The organism is Pseudomonas sp. H1_F01, assembly GCF_054681425.1.
In genome coordinates, this window is the sequence record NZ_CP162823.1 from 3,043,506 (window position 1) to 3,066,265 (window position 22,760).

At 63.8% G+C, this 22,760-nt stretch carries 21 protein-coding genes; 8 read left to right on the top strand and 13 right to left on the bottom strand.

The window, feature by feature from the left end:
- Positions 1-4: 4 nt before the first annotated feature.
- From AB4O09_RS14015 to AB4O09_RS14030, 4 genes are all read right to left on the bottom strand, one after another.
- A complete protein-coding gene (locus AB4O09_RS14015; protein WP_013693534.1) occupies positions 5-1,804 on the bottom strand; it encodes a thiamine pyrophosphate-requiring protein in 1,800 nt (599 codons plus the stop codon).
- A gap of 143 nt (positions 1,805-1,947) precedes the next feature.
- Positions 1,948-2,589, bottom strand: coding sequence for a ferric reductase-like transmembrane domain-containing protein (locus AB4O09_RS14020; protein ID WP_003202593.1), 642 nt, complete (start codon positions 2,587-2,589; stop codon positions 1,948-1,950).
- Between the two features lie 346 nt (positions 2,590-2,935).
- Positions 2,936-4,246, bottom strand: coding sequence for an ATP-binding protein (locus AB4O09_RS14025; RefSeq protein ID WP_003202591.1), 1,311 nt, complete (start codon positions 4,244-4,246; stop codon positions 2,936-2,938).
- Positions 4,243-4,983: a response regulator gene (locus tag AB4O09_RS14030; protein ID WP_003202589.1), complete on the bottom strand. Its 741-nt coding sequence runs from the start codon at positions 4,981-4,983 to the stop codon at positions 4,243-4,245. Before AB4O09_RS14030 ends, AB4O09_RS14025 begins: the two co-directional genes overlap by 4 nt.
- A 223-nt stretch (positions 4,984-5,206) precedes the next feature.
- Between AB4O09_RS14030 and AB4O09_RS14035 the strand changes: the two genes are divergently transcribed.
- From AB4O09_RS14035 to AB4O09_RS14045, 3 genes are all read left to right on the top strand, one after another.
- A complete protein-coding gene (locus tag AB4O09_RS14035; protein WP_003202587.1) occupies positions 5,207-5,470 on the top strand; it encodes a DUF2790 domain-containing protein in 264 nt (87 codons plus the stop codon).
- Positions 5,471-5,653: 183 nt separating this feature from the next.
- Complete coding sequence (locus AB4O09_RS14040) at positions 5,654-6,865, top strand: cytochrome c biogenesis protein DipZ (RefSeq protein WP_027911911.1); 1,212 nt, start codon at positions 5,654-5,656, stop codon at positions 6,863-6,865.
- 222 nt (positions 6,866-7,087) lie between these two features.
- The gene (locus AB4O09_RS14045) at positions 7,088-7,417 is read left to right on the top strand and encodes a hypothetical protein (RefSeq protein ID WP_027911912.1); all 330 of its coding nucleotides are present in this window, start codon (positions 7,088-7,090) and stop codon (positions 7,415-7,417) included.
- Positions 7,418-7,421: 4 nt separating this feature from the next.
- Here the strand turns inward: AB4O09_RS14045 and AB4O09_RS14050 are convergent, their stop codons facing one another.
- Positions 7,422-9,287, bottom strand: coding sequence for a sigma-54-dependent Fis family transcriptional regulator (locus tag AB4O09_RS14050; protein WP_003202580.1), 1,866 nt, complete (start codon positions 9,285-9,287; stop codon positions 7,422-7,424).
- Between the two features lie 342 nt (positions 9,288-9,629).
- Between AB4O09_RS14050 and AB4O09_RS14055 the strand changes: the two genes are divergently transcribed.
- The 5 genes from AB4O09_RS14055 to AB4O09_RS14075 all read left to right on the top strand — a co-directional run bounded on the left by AB4O09_RS14055 (position 9,630) and on the right by AB4O09_RS14075 (position 14,997).
- Complete coding sequence (locus AB4O09_RS14055) at positions 9,630-10,703, top strand: ATP-NAD kinase family protein (protein ID WP_027911913.1); 1,074 nt, start codon at positions 9,630-9,632, stop codon at positions 10,701-10,703.
- 2 nt (positions 10,704-10,705) lie between these two features.
- On the top strand, positions 10,706-11,683 hold the full coding sequence (locus AB4O09_RS14060) for a thiamine pyrophosphate-dependent dehydrogenase E1 component subunit alpha (RefSeq protein WP_003202577.1): 978 nt from the start codon (positions 10,706-10,708) through the stop codon (positions 11,681-11,683).
- A 36-nt stretch (positions 11,684-11,719) separates the two neighbouring features.
- Entirely contained in the window at positions 11,720-12,736 is a 1,017-nt protein-coding gene (locus AB4O09_RS14065) for an alpha-ketoacid dehydrogenase subunit beta (protein WP_014339122.1), read from the top strand.
- Positions 12,736-13,848: an acetoin dehydrogenase dihydrolipoyllysine-residue acetyltransferase subunit gene (locus AB4O09_RS14070; protein WP_043041927.1), complete on the top strand. Its 1,113-nt coding sequence runs from the start codon at positions 12,736-12,738 to the stop codon at positions 13,846-13,848. The genes AB4O09_RS14065 and AB4O09_RS14070 overlap by 1 nt, the downstream gene beginning before the upstream one ends.
- A gap of 84 nt (positions 13,849-13,932) precedes the next feature.
- The gene (locus tag AB4O09_RS14075) at positions 13,933-14,997 is read left to right on the top strand and encodes a 2,3-butanediol dehydrogenase (RefSeq protein ID WP_235038325.1); all 1,065 of its coding nucleotides are present in this window, start codon (positions 13,933-13,935) and stop codon (positions 14,995-14,997) included.
- Between the two features lie 72 nt (positions 14,998-15,069).
- Here AB4O09_RS14075 and AB4O09_RS14080 read toward each other — a convergent pair whose 3' ends face one another.
- From AB4O09_RS14080 to AB4O09_RS14115, 8 genes are all read right to left on the bottom strand, one after another.
- The gene (locus AB4O09_RS14080) at positions 15,070-15,624 is read right to left on the bottom strand and encodes a DinB family protein (protein WP_043041928.1); all 555 of its coding nucleotides are present in this window, start codon (positions 15,622-15,624) and stop codon (positions 15,070-15,072) included.
- A gap of 219 nt (positions 15,625-15,843) precedes the next feature.
- Positions 15,844-16,761: a dihydrodipicolinate synthase family protein gene (locus AB4O09_RS14085; protein WP_003202565.1), complete on the bottom strand. Its 918-nt coding sequence runs from the start codon at positions 16,759-16,761 to the stop codon at positions 15,844-15,846.
- 176 nt (positions 16,762-16,937) lie between these two features.
- Positions 16,938-17,966: a trans-3-hydroxy-L-proline dehydratase gene (locus AB4O09_RS14090; RefSeq protein WP_460108357.1), complete on the bottom strand. Its 1,029-nt coding sequence runs from the start codon at positions 17,964-17,966 to the stop codon at positions 16,938-16,940.
- Positions 17,967-18,085: 119 nt separating this feature from the next.
- The gene (locus AB4O09_RS14095) at positions 18,086-18,808 is read right to left on the bottom strand and encodes an amino acid ABC transporter ATP-binding protein (RefSeq protein WP_003202562.1); all 723 of its coding nucleotides are present in this window, start codon (positions 18,806-18,808) and stop codon (positions 18,086-18,088) included.
- Positions 18,801-19,451, bottom strand: coding sequence for an amino acid ABC transporter permease (locus tag AB4O09_RS14100; RefSeq protein ID WP_003202560.1), 651 nt, complete (start codon positions 19,449-19,451; stop codon positions 18,801-18,803). The genes AB4O09_RS14095 and AB4O09_RS14100 overlap by 8 nt, the downstream gene beginning before the upstream one ends.
- Positions 19,452-19,463: 12 nt before the next feature.
- Positions 19,464-20,129 carry an amino acid ABC transporter permease gene (locus AB4O09_RS14105; RefSeq protein WP_013693525.1) on the bottom strand — a complete coding sequence of 222 codons (666 nt, stop codon included), beginning with the start codon at positions 20,127-20,129 and terminating at the stop codon, positions 19,464-19,466.
- Entirely contained in the window at positions 20,122-21,900 is a 1,779-nt protein-coding gene (gene lhpI / locus AB4O09_RS14110; protein WP_003202557.1) for a cis-3-hydroxy-L-proline dehydratase, read from the bottom strand. Before lhpI ends, AB4O09_RS14105 begins: the two co-directional genes overlap by 8 nt.
- 10 nt (positions 21,901-21,910) lie before the next feature.
- Positions 21,911-22,729 (bottom strand): ABC transporter substrate-binding protein, encoded by an 819-nt coding sequence (locus AB4O09_RS14115; RefSeq protein WP_013693523.1) that lies wholly within the window; start codon positions 22,727-22,729, stop codon positions 21,911-21,913.
- Between the last annotated feature and the right edge of the window lie 31 nt (positions 22,730-22,760).

Genomic DNA, 22,760 nt, shown 5'->3' on the forward strand with positions numbered 1-22,760 from the left:
TGCCTCACTCTTTATCCGTGCGCTGGCCCGGCAGCAGGCTGCTCAATACCTGCTTGGCGGTTTCGACCACGATGCCTCGCTCGTTCGGGTCGCCCTGGAGCAGGGTCGAGGCAAACTTTTTCGCCTGTTCCAGCTTGATGTGCGGCGGCAGCGGTGGCACGTCGGGGTCGGTGCGAAACTCTATCAGCACCGGGCGATCCGCCGCCAGCGCGGTTTCCCAGGCCGTGGCCACGTCGTCCTCGTGCAGCACCAGGATGCCCTTCAAGCCAATGGATTCGGCGAACAGGTGGTAGGGCACGTCGGGGATGTCCTGGGAGGCGGCGAATTTCGGATCGCCCTCCATGACCCGCTGTTCCCAGGTGACCTGGTTCAAATCCCGATTGTTGAACACCGCGCAGATCCAGGTGCCATTGGCCCAGGTGCGCCAGTATTTGGCGACGGTGATCAGCTCGGCCATGTTGTTCATCTGCATGGCGCCATCACCCACCAGGGCGATCACCGGCCGCTGCGGATGGCAGAACTTCGCCGCGATGGCATAGGGCACGGCCGCGCCCATCGACGCCAGGCCACCGGACAGCGAACACATCATGCCACGGCGGATCTTGATGTCCCGGGCGTACCAGTTGGCGCAGGAGCCGGAATCGCAGGTAATGATGGCGTGCTCCGGTAGTCGCGGCGACAGTTCGAAGGTGACCCGCTGCGGATTGATCGGCTTGGCGCTGACCCGGGCGCGTTTTTCCAGGGTCCGCTCCCAGCGTTCGCGCCAATGCTCGATCTTCTTGCGCCAGGTGCGGTCGGGTTTTTCTTCGATCAGCGGCAGCAGGGCGCGCAAGGTATCGACGCTATCGCCGTGCAGGTTGACTTCCATGGGGTAACGCAGGCTGAGCATGTCCGCCTGAATGTCGATCTGTACGCCCCGGGCCTGGCCTTCAGGTGGGAGGAATTCTGCGTAGGGGAAGCCGGAGCCGATCATCAGCAGGGTGTCGCAGCCGGCCATGAGGTTGTCGCTGGGCTCAGTGCCGAGCAGGCCGATGGTGCCCGTGACCCAGGGCAGGTCATCCGGCACGGCGGCCTTGCCCAGCAGCGCCTTGGCCACGCCGGCGCCGAGCTTCTCGGCGATGGCGATCACTTCGTCGGTGGCGTGCAGCGCTCCGGCACCGACCAGGATGGCGACTTTCTTGCCGGCATTGAGGACCTCGGCGGCCTTGCGCAGGTCCTCTTCGTAGGGGACGACGCTGGGTTTGCGGTAACCGACGCCGGAGTGAACCGTACCGTGCTTGTGGCGTGGTGCGGTGTATTCCATTTCCTGGAGATCGTTTGGCAGGATCAGCGCCGTGACCCGGCGCTCGCCCACCGCCGTGCGTACGGCGCGGTCCAGCAGGTGGCGCACCTGGGCGGGCACACTGGCTTGCTGCACGAATGCCCCGGCCACGTCCTTGAACAGGCTGACCAGGTCCAGCTCCTGCTGGTAGTGCCCGCCCAGCGCTGCGCGCGCCTGTTGGCCGCTGATGGCGAGCACTGGCATGTGGTCCATCCGCGCGTCGTAGAGGCCGGTCACCAAGTGCGACGCGCCGGGCCCGGAGGTGGCGATGCAGACGCCCAGCTCACCGGTAAACTTGGCGTGGGCGCAGGCCATGAATGCGGCCATTTCCTCGTGGCGGGCCTGGATGAAGCGGATTTTTCCCTGGGCGCGGTTCAAGGCGCCAAAGACGCCGTTGATGCCATCGCCCGGATAGCCATAGATACGGCGAACCCCCCATTCGTAAAGACGTTCCACCAGAAAATCACCAACGGTCATGCTCATGCCTGTCCCTCGCTTCAGGCCGCCGTCGCTTGGCGCGACGTGCAGCGGTTGACGTTCATACAGGACTTGACCAGTGCTTGCCGTCCAAGGTTTCGATTTTTTCAACGCCAAGGTGCTGCGGCGCAGGCGCTATGTGCGAGCTCCTACAGATCAGTCGCGTGTTGCGGTCGTTGGCGTCGCTGGGTGGCCTGGGCCAGCTTGCCCACCAGGCGGATGGCGGTGGCGGCGCAGATCAGGCCGAAGGGCAGCACATACCAGGCGCTCATGGGGATGCGTTTGAAGTTGGAATAGGCAAAGATCGCCGCCAGCACCCACATGCCGGTGACATGCAGGCGCTTCCAGGCCTTGAAACCGATCAGGCGCGTGGTGCTTTTGAACGAGGTCAGCGCCAGCAGCAGGATGAACACGTAGCCCACCGTGCCAGGCACGTTGCCAAGGGTGGTGCGGCCGGGCCAGAACTCGGGATTGAGCTGGCCGTAGCTGTAGATCAGCACGGCATGGACCAGATGGGAAAACGCAAAGGCCAGCCCGATGAAGCGCCGTTCGCGCACCAGGGACCGGCTCAGGGGCGAGGGCACCAGCACCGCGAATGCCGAGGCGGTGAAGGCCAGCAGGAACAAGATAAAAGACGAACGAGCCGTGGCGCGAATGGCACTGCGCACGCCTTCGGTCAGGTCCGGGTTGAGCACCAGGATCAACCCGGTCATCAACAGCACCAGGGCGGCGAGCAGGCTGAACAGCGACCAGCCCTGATAACGAAAGGGGGATGCAGTTGCGGTAGGCATGTAAAGGCTCCGTGGATGGTGAGACCCGGCCGTGATAGCCGCCGGGAACACCGGGGAGTCTTGCAAGCAGGTGTAAGCGGGGTGTGTCCGCAACGCAGGATTGTGCAAGTTTGTGTATGCCGATCACCCGCAGACACACTGGCATACAAATCGTATCCAAATCCAACACCCAGCCCCTGTGGGAGCGAGCTTGCTCGCGATGGCGTCAGGTCAGTTGAACAGGTGCTGGCAGATACACCGCTATCGCGAGCAAGCTCGCTCCCACAGGGGGATTGGGTAAGGCATCAATATTTGTGTTGAATTTGCAGCTGTCTTCGCGAGCAAGCTCGCTCCCACAGAGGCTATGTCAGCTTGCGAATGCCAGCCGCAACTCGGCGCACAGACCACCGCCGTCGCGGTTGCTCAGGGTCAGTGAGCCGCCCATGGCGATCGCCAGTTGCTGGGCGATGGCCAAGCCCAGGCCGGTGCCGCCGGTTTCCCGGTTGCGCGAGCTTTCCACCCGGTAAAACGGCTTGAGCACCTCGGCCAGTTCCTGCTCGTTGATCCCGGGGCCACGGTCCAGTATCTGTATCGCCAATTGCCCGTTGTCGGCGATCTGCACATGGATCTGCGCCGCGCCACCGAACTTCAGGGCATTGTCCACCAGATTGACCAGCACCCGCCGCAAGGCATGGGGACGGGTGTCGATGACCGCGGCGTTTTTCCCGGTCAATTGCACGTCCTTGCCCGTGTCCTGGTAGTCGAACGCCAGGCTGTCGAGGAACGCATCCAGGCTGATCCGGCAACTGGCCTCCGTGGCGCCGTGGATGCTGCGGGCATAAGCCACGCCTTCACGCACCAGGTGCTCCATTTCACTCAAGTCGCTCCACAGCTTGTCCCTTTCGATCCCCTCGTCCATGAATTCAGCGCGCAGCTTCATGCGCGTGATGGGGGTCTGCAAGTCGTGGGAAATCGCTGCCAGCAACTGCATGCGCTCCTTGAGGTAGGCAGCGATGCGGTCTTGCATGGCGTTGAACGCTTTGGCGGCATGCACCACTTCGGTCGGGCCTTTCTCGTCCAGGCGAACGCTGTGGGCGTTAGGGTCGAGGGTTTCCACCGCCTGGGCCAGCCGGGTCAGTGGGCCGACGGCGAGGCGCACGGCCAGCCAGGTGCAGCCGATCAACAGCGCCAACTGCCCCAGCAACACCATTGGCAGCCAGGGGGAGAGGGGTGTCATCGCCGGGCGTACGTCGATGGTCAGCGGGCTGCCGTCCCCCAGGCGCAGGTGCGCCTGATAGTGCATTTTCGGCCCGGGAATCTGTTTGAAGGTCAGGCCATACGCCTGGCCGATGGCTTCCTGGATCGAACTGACCGAGATCGGCGCGTCGGCAAGATCCATCGGTTGCCCGGATTGGCCTTCGTCGAGCAGGTAGCCATAGTTGCGCCGGGCGAGTTTCGGCAGCCAGGCCTGGCGTTCGGTGGCAGGCAGACGGTCAAGAATGGCGACGGAGGTCGAGACGTCGGTTTCCAGGTTGCCGAGCATGGTCGACTTGGCGCTCTGGTAGCGCTCGTAGTACTGGACGCCGAAGGACAGCCCCTGGGCCAGGATCAGGCCAATCAGGAAGATCAGCGACAGCCTCGAGGCCAGCGTACGCGGCCAGCGCAGCGGCAGGCTCATACCGAGGCCTCGAGGATCTCCACCGGCAGCGAGAACACGTAGCCTTCGCTGCGCACGGTCTTGATGTAGGCCGGCTCCCGGGCATCATCCAGCAGGCGCTGGCGCAGGCGGCTGACCAGCAGGTCGATGGAGCGATCGAACAGGTCGGCGTCCCGGCCCTGGGTGAGGTTAAGCAACTGGTCGCGGTTGAGCACCCGTTGCGGATGGTCGAGGAATACCCGCAACAAACGATATTCGGCGCCGCTCAAGGCAACCATGGTGCCGTCGGTGTCCAGCAGGTGGCGGGCGGTGGTGTCCAGGCGCCAGCGCCCGAACGCCAGCAGGCGACCGCTTTCGGTGACCACCAGGTTGGGCGGCAGCATGCGGGTGCGGCGCAGCACGGCGTTGATACGCGCGAGCAGCTCCCGGGCGGCGAAGGGTTTGACCAGGTAATCGTCGGCGCCCATTTCCAGGCCGATGATGCGGTCGGTTTCGTCGTTGCGCGCGGTGAGCATCAATACCGGCGTGGCCTTGTGCTTGCCGGCACGCAGCTCCCGGCACAGCACCAGTCCGTCGTCGCCGGGCATCATGATGTCCAGCACGATCAGGTCCACCGGGGTGGTTTCCAGGAAGGCGCGCATTTGCCGGCCATCGGCAACGACAGTGGTGCGCAGGCCGTTCTTTTTCAGGTAGTTGCCAACCAGCTCTCTGATCTCGCGATCGTCATCCACTATCAACACGTGATCGACATGATCCATGGTGTCCAGCTCCTCGGCGTTTCGTTGTGAGCAGTCTACAGGCGCCGGCCGGCCCGGCTCGCGGCGGTTTGTATTGCAGTGTATCTGGCGCGCGACGGATACACAGCGATGCAAAAAGCCACCTGGTTCGATACAGGCGCGATACCTGCGCGGCATTCAATGGCGTCCATCGAGGCAACACAACAGGCCTCGGCAGATAAACCCATTGAATCGAGGAATCGCCATGAACAGCAAAGCCATCTACGCCGCCTGCCTTTTCGCTGCACTGAACATTTGCACGCTGTCGGCCCGGGCCGAAAGCAACGTGCAGGCGCAGGCCTACACCTACGGCACCCACCTGGACATCCAGAAGGTGCTGTCCCTTAGCGAAGACGCCGAGCCGACCTGCGGCGTCGTCAACGCCCAGATGACCTACCTGGATTCGGCAGGCCACAAGCAGGCGTTGGACTACCGCAAGTTTTCCGATAACTGCAATGACGGTAACTGAGTCGCCGTGGAAGCCAACTTGTGACAGTAAACCTGTGGGAGCAAAGCTTGCTCGCGATAAACGATGACGCGGTGATTGCCAGTAATCGAGGCGTCTGCGTCGCGAGCAAGCTTTGCTCCCACAGAGGCGCTGCCCGATTGGGTGTGTGCTGTCTATCTACCTACCTACCATTGAGGTGTTGCCATGCTTCTGATCGCTTTTCTCGGCGGGATCCTGACGATCCTCAGCCCCTGTATTCTTCCGGTGGTGCCGTTTCTGTTTGCCCGGGCCGATCGCTCCCGTGGCTCGGTGCTGCTGACCCTTGGCGGCATGGTGCTGACGTTTGCCCTGGTCTCCAGCCTGGCGGTGGTCAGCAGCGAGTGGGTGCTGCGTGCCAGCAGCGTCGGCCGCCAAGTGGCCTTGGTGGTGATGGTGGTGTTTGCCTTGTCGCTGATCTTCAGTCGGGTCGGCACCTGGCTGGCGCGGCCGCTGGTCAGCCTGGGCAATCGCCTGGACGCCGGCGCCGGGCGGATGGCCGGGCCTGTGGCTTCAGTGCTGGTCGGGGTCGCCACCGGGCTGCTCTGGGCACCGTGCGCCGGACCGATACTCGGGGTGATCCTGACCGGGGCCATGCTGCAAGGCGCCAGCGCACAAACCAGCTTGCTGTTGCTCGCCTACGGCCTGGGCAGCGCCTTGTCCCTGGGCACACTGATTCTGGCCGGGCGCGGACTGGTCGGACGCCTGAAACTCTCGCTGCCGATCACCACCTGGCTGCGCCGGGGAACAGGGTTGGCGGTATTGCTGGCGGCCGTGGCAATTGGTACCGGGGCGGATGACCGCTTGTTGGCGGCGACTTCCTCCCAACAATCGGCCAGCTTGGAAAAAAGCCTGCTGGAGAACGTGCCCAAGGCCATCGACTATGTGGTGAGCAAGGCCGGCGCAAGTTCCATGCCGGCCCTCGAATCCCAGGGCGCCATGCCTGCGCTGGATGGCGCGGTGCAATGGCTGAACTCGCCCCCGCTAAGCAGCGAATCACTCAAGGGCAAGGTGGTGCTGGTGGACTTCTGGACCTACGACTGCATCAACTGCCAGCACACCTTGCCCTATGTGAACGGTTGGGCGAAGAAGTATGAAAAGGACGGGCTGGTGGTGATCGGTGTCCACACCCCGGAGTACGGCTACGAGAAGATCATCGACAACGTGCGCGAGCAGGTGCGCAAGCTGGACATCCATTATCCGGTGGCGATCGATAATCAGTATGCGATCTGGCGTGCCTTCAACAATCAGTACTGGCCGGCTCATTACTTCATCGATGCCAAGGGGCAGGTGCGCTACAGCCATTTTGGCGAAGGGCGCTATGGCGAGCAGGAGCAGGTGATCCAGCAACTGCTGCAGGAGGCGAAGGCGGGTCAATGACCGTGGCGAGGGAGCTTGCTATTGGCAAGGGGATCTGTGGGAGCAAGGCTTGCCCGCGATGAAGTTCGCACGGTCTATCGGGAACCGAGTCGTCTGCTTCGTGGGCAAGCCTTGCTCCCACAGATAATCCCCTAGCCACAAAAATTGCACAGCCGTGCTGGCCCCTTGCTCAGTTACATAAGGTCAAACTTCTTTCCTTTCAGAAAGTTGGGCGACAAACCTATGCGTATTTCTATGTGGGTCGTGGCGACGTTTCTCCTGGCCGCCGTTTCGCTTGAGGCCCAGGCCAGGGCGCTGACGCAAAACCAGCAGTCGGTGTGCCGCTGGGGTTCGGATATCGCGGCAGGGGCGCAGGCGTCGAAGCTTTCCGGCGTCAGCCTGTACGGCGCGCGCAAGAAGCTGCAAGTGCGCAAGTTTCCCCGGCCCTGGATGCGCATGACCGCTCTGGGCATTACCGAGCAGACCTACAACAGCGCCTCGCGTCTCAAGCCGGTCGCAGTCAAGCAGACCTACTACGAACAATGTGTACGTCACGAACTGGCGCGACGATAGGCCCTCAGGCCGGGCTGCGGCCTGGCATTTCGATGCCATGCAGGTTTACCCGTCGATACAGGGTCGCCCGGGAAATGCCCAGGGCCCGGGCGGCGGCGGTGGGTTTCCAGCGGTGGCGCACCAAGGCATCGAGCAGTGCCTGGCGTTCCGGGCTGGCGCTCGGTTCCGGTCCGTGGTCGGTGACGTCCACGCGGTGCATTGATTCGGGCAGGTGGCTGAGCTGGACCACGCTGGCTTCGCACACCGCGCACGCATAACGCAGCACATGGCGCAGCTGGCGCACATTGCCTGGCCAGTGATAGCCGAGCAGGCATTCCAGGGCCGCGCTGCTCAATTGCACTGTTGCCCCGCACAGCGTCGACTCCTCGGCAAGAATTCGATTGATCAACGCCAGCCGATCGCTGCGTTCGCGCAACGGGGGCAGTTGGAAGCGCGCGCCACCCAGGCGGAAATACAAATCCTCGCGAAACTCGCCGGCGGCCACCAGGGTCTCCAGGTCGCGGTGGGTGGCGCAGATCACCTGGATGTCCACGGCCTTGCGACGGGACGCGCCCAGCGGCGCCACTTCACCCTCGGCCAATACGCGTAGCAGGCGGGTCTGCAAGGCCAGCGGCATGTCGCCGATTTCATCCAGGAACAAGGTGCCGCCATCGGCCTGTTGCAACAGGCCCTGCATGCCCTTGGCCGAGGCGCCGGTGAAGGCGCCGGCGACGTAGCCGAACAGTTCGCTCTCGATCAGGCTTTCCGGAATAGCGGCGCAATTCAACGCCACGAAAGGGCGATCACGGCGCTGGCTGGCCTGGTGCAACTGACGGGCGAACACTTCCTTGCCGGAACCGGTTTCGCCCTGGATCAGCACCGGCAGGTTGCGATCTTTCACCCGCACCGCCAGGCGCAGGCTGTCGGCCAGGCGTGGATCGATCTCCAACGGGGTCATCGCCACCCGCGAACGTGAACTGGCCCGCTGGCGCGGCGCGCTCAAGCGCCCGTGCATGGCGTGGTCGAGCGAGCAGAGGCTTTCGTCCCGGGCACGGTGCAGCAACTGCTGGTCGAACACCTGGCCGATGTGTTGCGGCAACTGCCCGTAATGTTGCAGCAGGTACTGGCGGGCGGCCGGGTTCAAGGCTTGCAGGCAACCGTCGTCGTCCCAGGCGAACAGGAAGTCCGGCTGGCTGTCGACGTAGCCGGCGTTGCGATGGGCCCGCAGCACCCAGTAACCCTGGGCGCTGCTCATGAAAAACGCCTGTTCGATCTCCCGGGCGCTCTGCACCACCATTTGCCGGATCAGGTGCTGCGAGCGCCGATCATCCGGCGAGCGCACCGCCGAGACGTCCAGCACCCCGAGCAATTCGCCCTGGGGATCGAAGACCGGCGCGGCGGAGCAGGTCAGGCCAATGAACGCCGCCCGGAAATGGTCGCGCTTGTGCACCGTCACCGGGGCCTTGGCCGTGAGCACCGCCGCCACGCCGCAGGTGCCTTCCTCGCCCTCCGACCAACAGGTGCCCAGGTACAGCCCGGCCTTGCGGCAGTCATTGCGAATCGTGGTTTCCACCCGATAGTCGATGGTCTGGCCCTGGGCATCGGTCAGTAGCACGCAGTAGTCGGCATCGCGGACCCGGCCATGGAGGCGAGCCACTTCTTCGCTGGCGATATTGAGGAACAGCTCGGAGCGTTCACGGCATTGCTTGAGCACGTCCTGGGACAGGATGCGCGGGCCCTGCAGCGAACCGGGGTCCAGGTGATGTTGCTCCATGGACCGGCGCCAGGAGTCGAGGATCAGGTCCGGGACGGGCAGTTGTGGCAATTGGTTCGCGTTTTTCACCACGCGGCTGACGCAATCCACGTGCGCCCGGGAGTGAGCGGAAAGCATAGAGGCCTCCGATTCAGCTTCTTATCGTTGTGCGCACATTAAGCGCCGTTCGCCGGGTGCAGACAAGCTCGACGGGTTCTTCGGGCGGTGTGAGACGCCACGTCTCAGAGTCTCGCCGAAACCTCGTGCAGGCTGACATGGGGCGTCTCACCGGGGCTCGGTTCGCTTCATCGAAAATCCCATCGGGGCCGCTCTGGCCCGGGCTTTTAGCAGGTTTTTTTTACAACTGGCACCGCCCTTGCTCTACCTCTGGGGCCCGCTCGACGGGTCATCCAATAATAACAACGAGGTGTCTATGGTTTCCTGCCCAGGCCGTGTGCCTGCCCCCTCCACGGTGGTGTCATGAGTCGCCGGCCATTGACCGTGGGCATCATCGCCAACCCTGCATCGGGCCGTGACGTGCGGCGCCTGACCGCCAATGCCGGGTTGTTTTCCAGCACTGACAAGGTCTCGGTGATCCAGCGCCTGCTAGCCGCTTTCGGCGCCACCGGCATCGAACAGGTGTTGATGCCCACCGACATGATTGGCATGGCCGCCGCCGTGCTGAAGAACAGCCACAGCCGCCAGGCCCGCAGCAGCCACTGGCCGGCCCTGGAGTTTCTCGACCTGACCCTGCGCCAGACCGTCGAAGACACCCGCCGGGCCGCACGCCTGATGGCCGAGCGCGAGGTGGCGCTGATCGCCGTGCTTGGCGGCGACGGCACCCATAAGGCGGTGGCCGCCGAAGTGGGGGACATCCCGTTGCTGACCCTGTCCACCGGCACCAACAACGCCTTTCCCGAACTGCGCGAGGCCACCAGTGCCGGCTTGGCCGGAGGGTTGTACGCCAGTGGCCGAATCCCGGATTCGATCGGCTTGCGCCGCAACAAGCGCTTGTTGGTCTGTGATGCCGGACGTGGCTTGCGCGAAGTCGCCCTGGTGGACGTCGCCGTGTCGCCGCTGCGGTTTGTCGGCGCCCGGGCGATCAGTCGCGCACAGGATCTGGCCGAAGTCTTCGTGACTTTCGCCGAACCGCAATCCATTGGCCTGTCGGCGCTGTGCGGCTTGTGGTTTCCGGTGTCACGCCAGGCACCGGGTGGTGCCTGGATGCGCCTGGACCCGCAATCCCCCGAAGCGCTGCTGGTGCCGCTTGCGCCAGGGCTGCTGCAAGGCTGTGGCGTGCTCGCTGCCGGGCCCCTGGAACCTGGCATCGCCCACGGCCTGTCGCTCTCCAGCGGCACCCTGGCCCTGGATGGCGAACGGGAAATCGAATTCAACACGCAGGACCGGCCCACGGTCACCCTCGATGCAGGCGGCCCGCTGAGCATCGACGTCAATGCGGTGCTGGCCTACGCCGCGCAACACCGTTTGCTGGCCATCGGCCGCGAACACCCGCAACACCCTCTGAATCTTCAAGAAGACACCCCAGGAGAATAAAAATGTCGACACCGCTCACCCACGATCAACTGCTGCACGCCTACCAGGTGATGCGCACCATCCGCGCCTTCGAAGAGCGCCTGCACGTGGAGTTCGCTACTGGCGAGATTCCCGGTTTCGTCCACCTGTATGCCGGCGAAGAAGCCTCGGCCGCCGGTGTCATGGCCCACCTGGGCGATGACGATTGCATCGCGTCCAACCACCGTGGTCACGGCCATTGCATCGCCAAGGGCGTGGATGTCTACGGGATGATGGCCGAGATCTATGGCAAGAAAACCGGCGTCTGCCAAGGCAAGGGCGGTTCGATGCACATCGCCGATTTCGAGAAGGGCATGCTCGGTGCCAATGGCATTGTCGGTGCCGGCGCGCCGCTGGTGGTGGGCGCCGCACTGGCGGCCCGGCTCAAGGGCACCGACAGCGTTGCCGTGGTGTTTTTCGGCGACGGCGGCTCCAACGAGGGCGCGGTGTTCGAAGCCATGAACATGGCCTCGGTGTGGAACCTGCCGTGCCTGTTCATCGCCGAAAACAATGGCTACGCCGAAGCCACCGCCTCCAATTGGTCGGTGGCCTGCGATCACATCGCCGACCGTGCGGCCGGGTTCGGTATGCCCGGGGTGACGGTGGATGGCTTTGACTTCTTTGCCGTGCATGAGGCCGCCGGGGCCGCCGTCGAACGCGCCCGTGCCGGGGAAGGGCCGTCGCTGATCGAGGTCAAGCTGACGCGCTACTACGGTCACTTCGAGGGCGACGCCCAGACCTATCGGGCGCCCGACGAGGTCAAGCATTTTCGCGAGAACCAGGACTGCCTGATGCAGTTCCGCGAGCGCACCACCCGGGCCGGATTGCTCACCGTCGAGCAGTTGGACCAGATCGACAAGGAAGTGGACATGCTGATTGAAAACGCCGTGAACAAGGCCAAATCCGATCCCAAGCCCACCGCGGCGGACCTGCTGACCGACGTCTACGTCAGCTATCCCTGAACGCCCCCCTGAATAACAACAATAGAGAATCCCATCATGGCGAGAAAAATCAGCTATCAGCAGGCAATCAACGAGGCCCTGGCCCAGGAAATGCGCCGCGACTCCAGCGTCTTCATCATGGGTGAGGACGTGGCCGGTGGTGCTGGCGCACCCGGTGAAAACGACGCCTGGGGCGGTGTGCTCGGCGTTACCAAGGGGCTTTACGACCAGTTCCCCGGACGCGTGCTGGACACGCCGCTGTCGGAAATCGGTTACGTCGGCGCGGCGGTCGGGGCCGCCACCTGCGGCGTGCGCCCGGTGTGCGAACTGATGTTCGTCGACTTTGCCGGGTGCTGCCTGGACCAGATCCTCAACCAGGCGGCGAAGTTTCGCTACATGTTCGGCGGCAAGGCCTCCACGCCCCTGGTGATCCGCACCATGGTCGGCGCCGGCCTGCGCGCCGCCGCCCAGCATTCGCAGATGCTCACGTCGTTGTGGACGCACATTCCGGGACTGAAAGTAGTGTGCCCGTCATCGCCTTACGACGCCAAGGGCCTGCTGATCCAGGCGATCCGCGACAACGACCCGGTGATCTTCTGCGAGCACAAGTTGCTCTACAGCATGCAGGGCGAGGTGCCGGAAGAGCTCTACACCATTCCCTTTGGCGAGGCCAACTTCCTGCGCGACGGCAAGGACGTGACCCTCGTGTCCTACGGGCGCACCGTCAACACCGCGATGGACGCGGCGCGTAGCCTGGCCGGGCGTGGCATCGACTGCGAAGTCATCGACCTGCGCACCACCAGCCCATTGGACGAGGACAGCATCCTGGAAAGTGTCGAGAAGACCGGGCGCCTGGTGGTGATCGATGAGGCCAACCCACGCTGTTCCATGGCCACCGATATTTCGGCGCTGGTGGCGCAAAAAGCCTTTGGCGCGCTCAAGGCGCCGATTGAAATGGTCACCGCGCCGCACACCCCGGTGCCGTTCTCCGATTCGCTGGAAGACCTGTACATCCCTGACGCGGCGAAGATCGAACAAGCCGTGCTCAACGTGATCGAGTGGAGCAAGCGCTGATGAGCCAGATTCATACCCTGACCATGCCCAAGTGGGGCCTGTCGATGACCGAGGGCCGGGTCGATGCCTGGCTCAAGGAGGAGGGCCAGGCCATCACCAAGGGCGATGAAGTGATGGACGTGGAGACCGACAAGATCTCCAGCAGCGTCGAGGCACCGTTTTCCGGAATCCTGCGCCGCCAGATCGCCCGCCAGGACGAAACCCTGGCGGTCGGCGCCTTGCTCGGCATCGTGGTCGACGGCGATGCCAGCGAGGCCGAGATCGATGCGGTCATCGAGCAGTTCCAATCGACCTTTGTGCCCGGCGATGCCGCCGACGAAGACAGTGGACCGAAACCGCAGAAAGTCGAGTTGGACGGCCGGGTGATCCGCTATTTCGAGCGGGGCGAGGGCGGTACGCCGTTGTTGCTGGTGCATGGTTTCGGCGGCGACCTGAACAACTGGCTGTTCAACCACGAGGCGTTGGCGGCCGGGCGTCGGGTCATTGCGCTGGACCTGCCGGGCCACGGCGAATCTTCGAAAACCCTGCAACGCAGCGATCTGGACGAATTGAGCGGCGTGGTGCTGGCCTTGCTCGATCACCTGGACATCAACGCCGCGCATCTGGTGGGGCATTCCATGGGTGGGGCGGTGTCGCTTAACGCCGCACGCCTGATGCCCCAGCGAGTCCGGTCGCTGACCTTGATCGGCAGCGCCGGGCTGGGCGCGGAGATCAACGGCAGCTACCTGCAAGGTTTTGTCGAAGCGGCCAACCGCAACGCCCTCAAGCCGCAACTGGTGCAACTGTTTTCCAATGCCGAACTGGTCAACCGCCAGATGCTCGACGACATGCTCAAGTACAAGCGCCTGGAGGGCGTGGACGCGGCGCTGCAGCAACTGTCAGCGACGCTGTTCGCCGACGGCCGCCAACAGATGGACTTGCGCGAAGTGGTGCAGGCCGGCGACGTACCGAGCCTGGTGATCTGGGGCAGCGATGACGCAATCATTCCGGCGGTCCATAGCGAGGGGCTGAGAGCCCAGGTGGAGGTGCTGTCCGGCCAGGGCCACATGGTGCAAATGGAAGCGGCCGAGCAGGTCAACCGGCTGATCCTCGGCTTCATCGAGCAGCACTGATCAAGTGGACGGCGACATGCGTCGTCGTCCCTACAAAATTCTGGAGGCAACGTCATGAACGTTTCAATCAAGCCGACCCGCAGCATGCGCGCCGCCGTCTGGCATGGCCGCAACGACATCCGCGTCGAAGACGTGCCACTGCCGGTTTCGCCGCCCGCCGGTTGGGTGCAGATCCGCGTGCAATGGTGCGGCATTTGCGGCTCCGACCTGCATGAGTACGTGGCCGGGCCGGTGTTCATCCCGGTGGACGCGCCACACCCGCTGACCGGTATCAAGGGCCAGTGCATCCTCGGCCATGAGTTCTGCGGCGAGATCGTCGAACTGGGTGCCGGCGTCGAAGGCTTCAGTGTCGGTGAACCGGTGGCGGCGGACGCCTGTCAGCACTGCGGCACCTGCTATTACTGCACCCACGGGCTCTACAACATTTGCGAGAACCTGGCCTTCACCGGGCTGATGAACAACGGTGCGTTCGCCGAACTGGTCAACGTACCGGCCAACCTGCTCTATAAACTGCCCGCCGATTTCCCGGCCGAGGCCGGTGCGTTGATCGAGCCGTTGGCGGTGGGCATGCATGCGGTGAAAAAGGCCGGCAGCCTGCTGGGCCAGAACGTGGTGGTGGTCGGCGCCGGCACCATCGGCCTGTGCACCATCATGTGCGCCAAGGCCGCCGGCGCGGCTCAGGTGATCGCCCTGGAAATGTCCGGTGCGCGCAAGGCCAAGGCCCTGGAAGTAGGGGCCAACCATGTGATCGATCCGAACGAATGCGACGCCCTGGCCGAAGTCCGCCGCCTGACCGGTGGCCTGGGGGCCGATGTCAGTTTTGAATGCATCGGCAACAAGCACACCGCGAAACTGGCCATCGACCTGATCCGCAAGGCCGGCAAATGCGTGTTGGTGGGTATCTTCGAGGAACCCAGCCAATTCAATTTCTTCGAACTGGTCTCCACCGAAAAACAGGTGCTCGGCGCGCTGGCCTACAACGGCGAATTCGCCGATGTGATTGCCTTCATCGCCGATGGGCGCTTGGACATTTCGCCACTGGTCACGGGTCGCATCCAGCTGGAGCAGATTGTCGGCCAGGGCTTCGAGGAGTTGGTCAATAACAAGGAGCACAACGTGAAAATCATCGTGTCTCCCGCACGGATCTGAGAGCGCCTGACGTGGGCGATTTGGCGATGGCCGGCAGCGGCCATCGCATTTTTTTCCGGCCAGGGGCGACGTTCAGTCCGGCCGATAGTCTTGCCAGACGGTCGTTTCGTTGAATTGCAGTTGCTGCTCTTCGTCTTGCCGAAACGTACGGTCGCAATCGAGGAAGAATTCATCGAGCTGCGGTGGCTTGATGCCGGTGCCACTGAGCATCGAATGCACCTGGCCGCGGTGATGGATCTGATGTTCGAACAGGTGCAACAGCAGCCGGTCGATGCGCTCGCGCACTACATCGTCGACACGCACCAGCTCCACGCAGCGGGCGAGGTCTTTCTCCCGCAGGGTTTCGCAGAACGCCACCAGCCGCTGGTCGGTCTGGGTTTGGCTTTGCTTCAGTTGGGCAAAGGCCAGGGTCTCGGAAAAGTCCTTTATCTGCCCATCGCGGTCGCCTTCCAGGGCAGTGAGGTAATAGCGGTCCACTTCCAGGATGTGGCAAAGCGTGGCTTGTATGGACGGGAAGAACCCCGTGCGCGGCGCTTCGTATTCAGCCTCGCTCAACTGCGCGCAGGCGTCGAGTAGCCTGTGGTTGGCCCATCGGTTGTTCAGGGCCTGGGCCAGGAAATAATTCATGGGAAGCCTCGTCAAGACTTTGTGGGAGCAAGCTTGCTCGCGATTTAGTCGGCACATCCAGCATAGCCGGCTCAGGCAGACCGCTATCGCGAGCAAGCTCGCTCCCACAAGGGATTTTGTATGGGCTGCAAATCCTCCTTGCACCTTGGTCCCTGTGGAAGCGAGCTTGCTCGCGATAGCGGCGGCACAATCACCGCCGGTTAGCGTCATGCCTTGTGGTCAAAGCCCCACATCCGGCAACACCGGCCGATTCGCCAGGGCCTTGGCCATGATCTGCTCCACATACACCCGGTCCGCTTCCGGCAGGGCCAGGCGCGGTGGGCGGGTGAGGGCGCTGCCGCGGCCGGCGATGGCTTCGCACAGCTTGATGCATTGCACCAGGTCGGCGCGGGCGTCCAGGTGCAGGATCGGCATCAGCCATTCGTAGATCGGCATCGCTTCGGCGAAGCGCCCGGCGCGGGCCAGGCGGAAAATGGTCTCGCCTTCCTGCGGGAACACGTTGGACATGCCCGAGACCCAACCTTCGGCCCCCACGGCGAGGCTTTCCAGCACCACGTCATCAAGGCCTGCGAACAACACAAAACGGTCGCCGACTTCGTTGCGCACGTCGATAAAGCGCCGGGTGTCACCGGAGGAATCCTTGAAACACACCACGTTGTCGCAATCGGCCAGGGAAATCAGGATGTCCGGTGTCACGTCATTCTTGTAGATCGGCGGGTTGTTGTAGACCATCAGCGGCACGTCGGCATGCCGGGCCACGTAGCGGAAATGCTCGGCGGTCTCGAACGGCTTGGAGCCATAGACCAGCGCCGGCATCAGCATCACCCCGTCGACGCCAACCTTGCGCACCGCGTTGGCAACCTTGGCGGCTTGCACGCTGGTGAATTCGGCCACGCCGCAGATCACCGGCACGCGGCCACGGGAGGCGTCTACCGCGACTTCGGTCACGGCGATTTTTTCCTCGGCGCTCAAGGACGTGTTTTCCCCCACCGACCCGCAGACCACCAGGCCGGAAACACCGTCACGAATGACGTTGGAAATCACTTGGTGGGTTTTTTCCAGGTTGATGGAAAAGTCGTCGTTGAATTGGGTGGTGACGGCAGGGAAGACGCCGCTCCAGTTGATGCGTTTGCTCATGGGTTGTCTCCGGTTATGGTATTTCGTATACGCAGGTAAAAGTGAATTCACAACAAATCCCCTGTGGGAGCAAAGCTTGCTCGCGATGCAGGCGCCTCGGTTTCACGGAAGACCGCGTCAACTTCATCGCGGGCAAGCCTTGCTCCCACAGGGGGGGCGAAGCCAGTTCAAAAAAGTCATGCACCCGGCCAGGTATCCGAAAGCCGGTAGCCCTCGGGCCACGGATCGGCCGGGTCGAGCAACAGCTGATGCGTCCCGGTGATCCACGCCCGTCCGGCGATGCACGGATAAATCGCCGGGCGTCCGGCCACGTCGGTCAGTGAGTCGATGCGGCAGAGGAATTCGGAGCCGATGATCGAGCGGCCGATAAAACGCTCGCCGACCTGCATCAAGCCCTTGGCGTGCAGCACCGCCATGCGTGCCGAGCAGCCGGTGCCGGTGGGCGAGCGGTCGATCTTGCCGGGCTGGATCACCACGGCATTGGCGCCGGTGGCGATGCCGTTTTCCTGGACGATGGGCGCGGCGATCTGGCAGAACGAGATGTGCGACCAGTCGGGGTTCAACGGATGCACGAAGCCCAGTTGTTCGTTGGCGGCGCGGGTGATCTTCAAACCCACGGCCACCAGTTCGGCGGCTTCGTCAGGGCGGATGGCAAAGCCCAGGCGCTGGGCGTCGACGATGACAAAGCTGTCGCCGCCATACGCCGTGTCCACCTGCAACGAGCCCAGGCCCTCGACTTCGAGCCAGGCATCGAGGCGGTCGGCGAAGGAGGGCACGTTCTTGATCTCGACCCGTTGCACCTTGCCGTCGCGGCAGTCGGCCACCGCTTCGATCAGGCCACCCGGCGCTTCGAGCACCAGGCGGGTCTGGGGCTCGGTCATTGGCAGGATGCCGCTGTCCAGCAGCACGGTGGCGACGCACAGCGAGTTGGAGCCGGACATCGGCGGGGTGTCGGCCGGTTCCATGATGATCCAGGCCATTTGCGCCCGTGGGTCCTTGGCTGGCACCAGCAGGTTGACGTGGCGGAACACACCGCCGCGGGGCTCGTTGAGGACAAAGTTGCGAAGGGTCTGGTCCTGGGCGATCCAGCGTGACTGTTCCCACACCGTGGCACCGGGTGGAGGGGCGACGCCGCCGACGATCACATCGCCGACTTCGCCTTCGGCGTGGCAGCTGACGACATGGATGATTTTTGATGAGCGCATGAGTCAAATCCTTGTGTGTCTGGTCGGGCCTCATCGCGGGCAAGCCTTGCTCCCACAAAGGGTTTTGTGGTGCACACGAAACAGTGTGGGAGCGAGCTTGCTCGCGAAGGGGCCATCGGCTATTTCACCGACTTGAGAAAAGCCGCCGTCTCCGGCTGCACCGGATTGCCAATCACCTGGTCCGGCGGCCCGATTTCATGGACCCGGCCATTGCAAAAGAACGCCACGCGGTCGGACACGTCCCGGGCGAAGCGGATCTCGTGGGTCACCAGCACCATGGTCATGCCGTCTTCGGCGAGCATGCGCATGGTGTCCAGCACTTCGCCCACCAGTTGCGGGTCCAGGGCCGAGGTGGCTTCGTCGAAGAGCATGTAGTCCGGCGACATCGCCAGCGCCCGGGCGATGGCCATGCGCTGCTGCTGGCCGCCGGAAAGCTTGCCGGGGAAGGCCTTGAGCTTGTCCCCCAGGCCCACATGTTCAAGCTGTTGCACCGCCAGTGCTTCGGCGTCCTGCCTGCTTTTGCCCAACACCTTGCGCGGCGCGAGCATCACGTTTTCCAGCACTGTCAGGTGGGGGAAGGCGTTCCATTGCTGAAACACGATGCCGATCTTCTGCCGCAGGCGATTGAGGTCGGTGGTCCGGTCATGGACCTCGATGCCGTCCACGCGGATGCTGCCTTTCTGGATCGGTTCCAGGCCGTTGATGCACATCAGCAAGGTCGACTTGCCGGAGCCGGAACCGCCGATGATCGACACCACTTCGCCCTTGTCCACGGTCAGGCTCACACCCTTGACCACTTCCAGGTCACCGAAGGATTTGTGTACGTTTTCGATCTCAATCATTTTCCTGCCACCTTCTTTCCAGGCGTGCGCCGAGGCGGGCGACCACCAGGCTCATGACGTAGTAAATGAGGCCCGCGATGCACAGCACCAGCAGGGGTTCCTGAATGCGCGTGACGATGGTTTGCGATGCCCGCAGCAATTCGACGATGCCGATCCACATCACCAGGGCGGTGTCTTTCATCACGCCCAGCACCAGGTTCAGCCAGCCGGGAAAGGCCACCCGGGTGGCAATCGGCAGGACGATGAACCGCAGGTCCTGCACATAGCTCAGGCCCAGTGACCGACTGGCCCGGCGGGTGCTCAACGGCACCGCCAGCACGCCACCGCGGACGATTTCGGTGAAGTAAGCCGCGGCATAGACCCCGAGGACGATGCAACCGACGGCGAAGGCGCTGAGGTTCAGGCCGGCGATGCTCTTGAGCGAGTTGAACAGCACGAACTGGATCAGCAGCGGCACGCTGCGGAACACGTCCAGCAACCAGGCCAACGGCAGGCTGGCCCGTGGCAACAACGCCCGCAGCAGACCGAACAGCAACCCGGCCAGGGTGCCCAAAAGGATCGACCAGACGGTCAGTTGCAGCGTGACCCAGGCCCCCTCGAGCAAATACAGCAGGTCGTTGACGCTGAGGCTTGTAGAAAACATGACCCACGCTCCTCAATAACGAAACAACCGCCAGGACAACAGCCGGGCCAGCCCGACGATCAGCTTGGCGATCAGGTAATACAGCACCGCCGCGAGGGCGAAGTATTCGAAGGTGCGGAAGGTCTTGACGTTGTATTCCTGGGTGACACCGGTGAGGTCGTTGTTCAGGCCGACCACCACCCCCAGGGACGTCATCAGCACCGCCCAGACCATCTGGTTGGTCAACGGGTAGAACACAATGCGCAACAGTTGCGGGACGATGATCATCCGGTACGCCTGGAAGGCGCTCATCCCCAAGGAGCGGGCGGCGCGCATTTGCGTACTGGGCACGGCCTTGAGGCCGCCGCGAAAGTTTTCCGCCAGGTAGCCGGCGTTGTTGAAGGTGATCCCGGCCAGCAAGGCCAGCCAGGAACTGACGTGCAGTCCGAGGGAGCCGAGGCCGAAGTAGAGGATGTAGATCTGGAACAGCGAGGGCGTGTTGCGGGCGATGGACACCCAGCCATTGCCCACGCCCCGCAGCAAGCGATTCGGGGCCTGGCGCATCACCGTCAGCACCAGGGCGATCAGCACACCGAAAATCATCGACAGCGCGGCGGTCTCGAACGTCACCCAGGCCCCGGCGAGCATGTCGGGCAGGGCGCGCAAGGCCGGGCGCCATTGGAAGCTGTAGTCAAACATGAGTCGGGCTCCCCGTGCGGGCGGTGGGTTGCAGCCATGCCGGCGGCTGGCCGCGGGTCGAGGCGGTGCAGGCGGCCTCGACGCATTCGGCGAGGGCGGCAAAGTGCACCCCACGCCCGACCAGGCCGGGTGCGTAGTGGGCGTATTTACCGGAGTTGGTCATCAGCGTGGTGGCGTGGGGCGGAATCACCGGTTCGCCCAACATGCACCAGCAGGTGTCGGTCACCAGCACCGCGCCGAAGGTCTCGATGGCGGCCAGGTACCCGGCTTTGCGGGCCTGCTCCAGCACTGTCCGGCCGCAGGTGATCGCCAGCACCACATACGGATGCTTGACCCGGCCCGTGCACAAGGTCGCGAGGGCAGCGAATTCGCTGAGGGAGAAATGCGGGTTACCCAGGGACACCACGTCCACCCAGTTGTCCCGGGCGCTGTTGAGCTCGCGCCAACTGGCAAGCAGGCCGGCGGCATCGACGCTTTCCTGCGGCAAGGTGACGTCGTTCTCCAGGACATCGGCAGGGTCGAGGGCTTCCGGCGTTACCCCGGCGATGTGGAACAACGGCGCGGCGCTGGTGGTGGCGAACGCGGCGCCGAAGGCCTTGAGGTCGTCCAGGGTGGGGGCGGCGTGTTCCAGCCCACGTATCAGCGGGATGCGCCGGCCCGCCAGGCTGCCGATGTGATAGCCCAGCAGCGGGTAGAAACTGTCGTCCACGTGGCCCAGCGCCGGTACGTCGACGATCAGTTGGGCCTTGCGCCGGTCGTCGAGGTGGCAGCCGGTCAACGGTGCCCGCCCGCACAGGGCGATGCAGATATCGAGGAAGTCCGGGTACTTCTGCGTGCGCGCCCCCAGCACGCTGTTGGCGTAGACCACCGCGTTGGATTCGGCCCAGACGATTTGTTCGCCGGCCTTTGGCGCGGTGTCCAGCAGGTAGGGGGCGCAGGTGAAACTCAGTTGCGCGCCCATCGCCATGTAGGCATCGCCCAAGGCACTGGCCGGTTCGCCCAGGGCCGGATCGACGCCCAGTTCCCGCCAGCGTCGCTGGTCCACGGAAATGGAATTGAGGGTGGTGGGGACGCGAACCTTCGCCCCCCACTGCACCAGTTGTTCGGCAAAGCGCAGGCTGGCCGGGCCGGTGTAGATGCAGCCGTCGATATGGGCCTGGGTCACGTCCAGCAGTTGCGTGGCGCCCTGGATCTGCGCCATGCGCAGCACGATTTGCATCGCCACTTGGGCAGCCTTGCCGTGAGCGCCGTCGAGCAACGCCCGGTCCTGTTCGCTCAATTCCAGGGTTGAGGATGTGGGCGGCTGCGGCGCTGGGTCAGAACCTTGCCAGCCGTCGTTTGGCGGCCGGCCAGACAGTGTCAGGATGTCGCCTTCCAGGCGCACGAAACCCTGGCCGCGCAGTCCATTGAAGGCCTCATGCCCCACGCACACCACCGGCAGCGAGCGTTGGAAAATCACCTGCGCCACCAGCACGCCCAGGGTCAGGATTTCATCGGCTTCGGCGAGCACCAGGGCCGCGGGCGCGTGGCCGTTGCTGATCAGCTCCATCAAGACGCTGCTGCCGGTGCAGGAACCGCGTCCGCTGGGGATCGCCAGCACGCGCCCGGCCAGGCGCTGGCCACTCAAGGGATGGTGGCGGTCGATGACCTCGCCGCTGGCTGGATCGACCCCGCCCCAGAAACTCAGCCCCACGTCGGCGAACAGCAGGGCGCCCTGGGCGGCACCCTCCACCAGGCTGCGGCCTTTCACACGGACAGGCGTGCTTGGCATGCGCCGATCCTCAGTAATAGACCTGGGGAACGGTCAGGTTGGCCGGCGGAATGTCAGTGCCGACCCATTTGACGAACAGTTCCTTGTAGCGACCCGTGCGCACCTGCTGGTTGACGAACAGGTTGAGGTAGTTGAGCAGGCCGTATTCGCTGCGCTTGGCGCCGAGGGACACGTAGTCGATGACGTAGGGCGCGTCACCGGCAATCTTCAGGCCCTTGTACTTGCCCGACTTGATGGTCGCGGCGGCCACGGTGTTGGTCACCACGGTGGCGTCGATGTGCCCCTGGGCGACTGCCAGCAAGGTGTCGTTCTGCGACTGGTAGGCGCGGAAGCTGCCGCTGCCCCAACTTTTCTGGTCCTTCTCCAGGGCGATGGCTTCGTAGGTGCTGCTGGTGTTGCCCAGGGCCTTGCCCTTGAGGTCGGCGTAGCTGGTGATGCCGGTGTTGTCGCGGGTCAGCACGACCATCTGGAAGGCGAAGTAGGGCACGGTCAGGCCCACGGTCTTGGCCCGCTCCAAGGTGTCGGAGGTGGAGGCGACGATGACATCGGCGCGGCCCGACAGCAGCGCGGGGATTCGGTCGGAGAATGGGGTTTCCACCACTTCGGCATCTACACCGAGAACCTTCGCCAGATCGTTGCAATAGTCCACGTCGAATCCCGCCGGCTTGTTGCTTTCATCGCGAAAGCCCATGGGTGGGAAGTCCAGGGTCACGGCGCAACGCAGCTTGCCGGAGCCGATGATGTCATCGAGCTTGTCGGCGTGGGCGGGGGCGATGAAAAGCGGGGTGAGGACAACGCTGAGGGCTACGGCCAATGCAGGGTTTTTCATAAATGCCTCGCTGTCGAATAAATGCGGTGAG

Excerpts from the sequence above, each read along its gene's own strand:
- AB4O09_RS14090 (WP_460108357.1), bottom strand. The coding sequence starts at position 17,966 with ATGCGCTCATCAAAAATCATCCATGTCGTCAGCTGCCACGCCGAAGGC.
- AB4O09_RS14070 (WP_043041927.1), top strand. The coding sequence starts at position 12,736 with ATGAGCCAGATTCATACCCTGACCATGCCCAAGTGGGGCCTGTCGATG.
- AB4O09_RS14035 (WP_003202587.1), top strand. The coding sequence starts at position 5,207 with ATGAACAGCAAAGCCATCTACGCCGCCTGCCTTTTCGCTGCACTGAAC.
- AB4O09_RS14030 (WP_003202589.1), bottom strand. The coding sequence starts at position 4,983 with ATGGATCATGTCGATCACGTGTTGATAGTGGATGACGATCGCGAGATC.
- AB4O09_RS14080 (WP_043041928.1), bottom strand. The coding sequence starts at position 15,624 with ATGAATTATTTCCTGGCCCAGGCCCTGAACAACCGATGGGCCAACCAC.
- AB4O09_RS14015 (WP_013693534.1), bottom strand. The coding sequence starts at position 1,804 with ATGAGCATGACCGTTGGTGATTTTCTGGTGGAACGTCTTTACGAATGG.
- AB4O09_RS14025 (WP_003202591.1), bottom strand. The coding sequence starts at position 4,246 with ATGAGCCTGCCGCTGCGCTGGCCGCGTACGCTGGCCTCGAGGCTGTCG.
- AB4O09_RS14100 (WP_003202560.1), bottom strand. The coding sequence starts at position 19,451 with ATGTTTTCTACAAGCCTCAGCGTCAACGACCTGCTGTATTTGCTCGAG.
- AB4O09_RS14085 (WP_003202565.1), bottom strand. The coding sequence starts at position 16,761 with ATGAGCAAACGCATCAACTGGAGCGGCGTCTTCCCTGCCGTCACCACC.
- AB4O09_RS14055 (WP_027911913.1), top strand. The coding sequence starts at position 9,630 with ATGAGTCGCCGGCCATTGACCGTGGGCATCATCGCCAACCCTGCATCG.
- AB4O09_RS14045 (WP_027911912.1), top strand. The coding sequence starts at position 7,088 with ATGCGTATTTCTATGTGGGTCGTGGCGACGTTTCTCCTGGCCGCCGTT.
- AB4O09_RS14050 (WP_003202580.1), bottom strand. The coding sequence starts at position 9,287 with ATGCTTTCCGCTCACTCCCGGGCGCACGTGGATTGCGTCAGCCGCGTG.
- AB4O09_RS14060 (WP_003202577.1), top strand. The coding sequence starts at position 10,706 with ATGTCGACACCGCTCACCCACGATCAACTGCTGCACGCCTACCAGGTG.
- AB4O09_RS14095 (WP_003202562.1), bottom strand. The coding sequence starts at position 18,808 with ATGATTGAGATCGAAAACGTACACAAATCCTTCGGTGACCTGGAAGTG.
- AB4O09_RS14105 (WP_013693525.1), bottom strand. The coding sequence starts at position 20,129 with ATGTTTGACTACAGCTTCCAATGGCGCCCGGCCTTGCGCGCCCTGCCC.
- AB4O09_RS14040 (WP_027911911.1), top strand. The coding sequence starts at position 5,654 with ATGCTTCTGATCGCTTTTCTCGGCGGGATCCTGACGATCCTCAGCCCC.
- AB4O09_RS14115 (WP_013693523.1), bottom strand. The coding sequence starts at position 22,729 with ATGAAAAACCCTGCATTGGCCGTAGCCCTCAGCGTTGTCCTCACCCCG.
- AB4O09_RS14020 (WP_003202593.1), bottom strand. The coding sequence starts at position 2,589 with ATGCCTACCGCAACTGCATCCCCCTTTCGTTATCAGGGCTGGTCGCTG.
- AB4O09_RS14065 (WP_014339122.1), top strand. The coding sequence starts at position 11,720 with ATGGCGAGAAAAATCAGCTATCAGCAGGCAATCAACGAGGCCCTGGCC.
- lhpI (WP_003202557.1), bottom strand. The coding sequence starts at position 21,900 with ATGCCAAGCACGCCTGTCCGTGTGAAAGGCCGCAGCCTGGTGGAGGGT.
- AB4O09_RS14075 (WP_235038325.1), top strand. The coding sequence starts at position 13,933 with ATGCGCGCCGCCGTCTGGCATGGCCGCAACGACATCCGCGTCGAAGAC.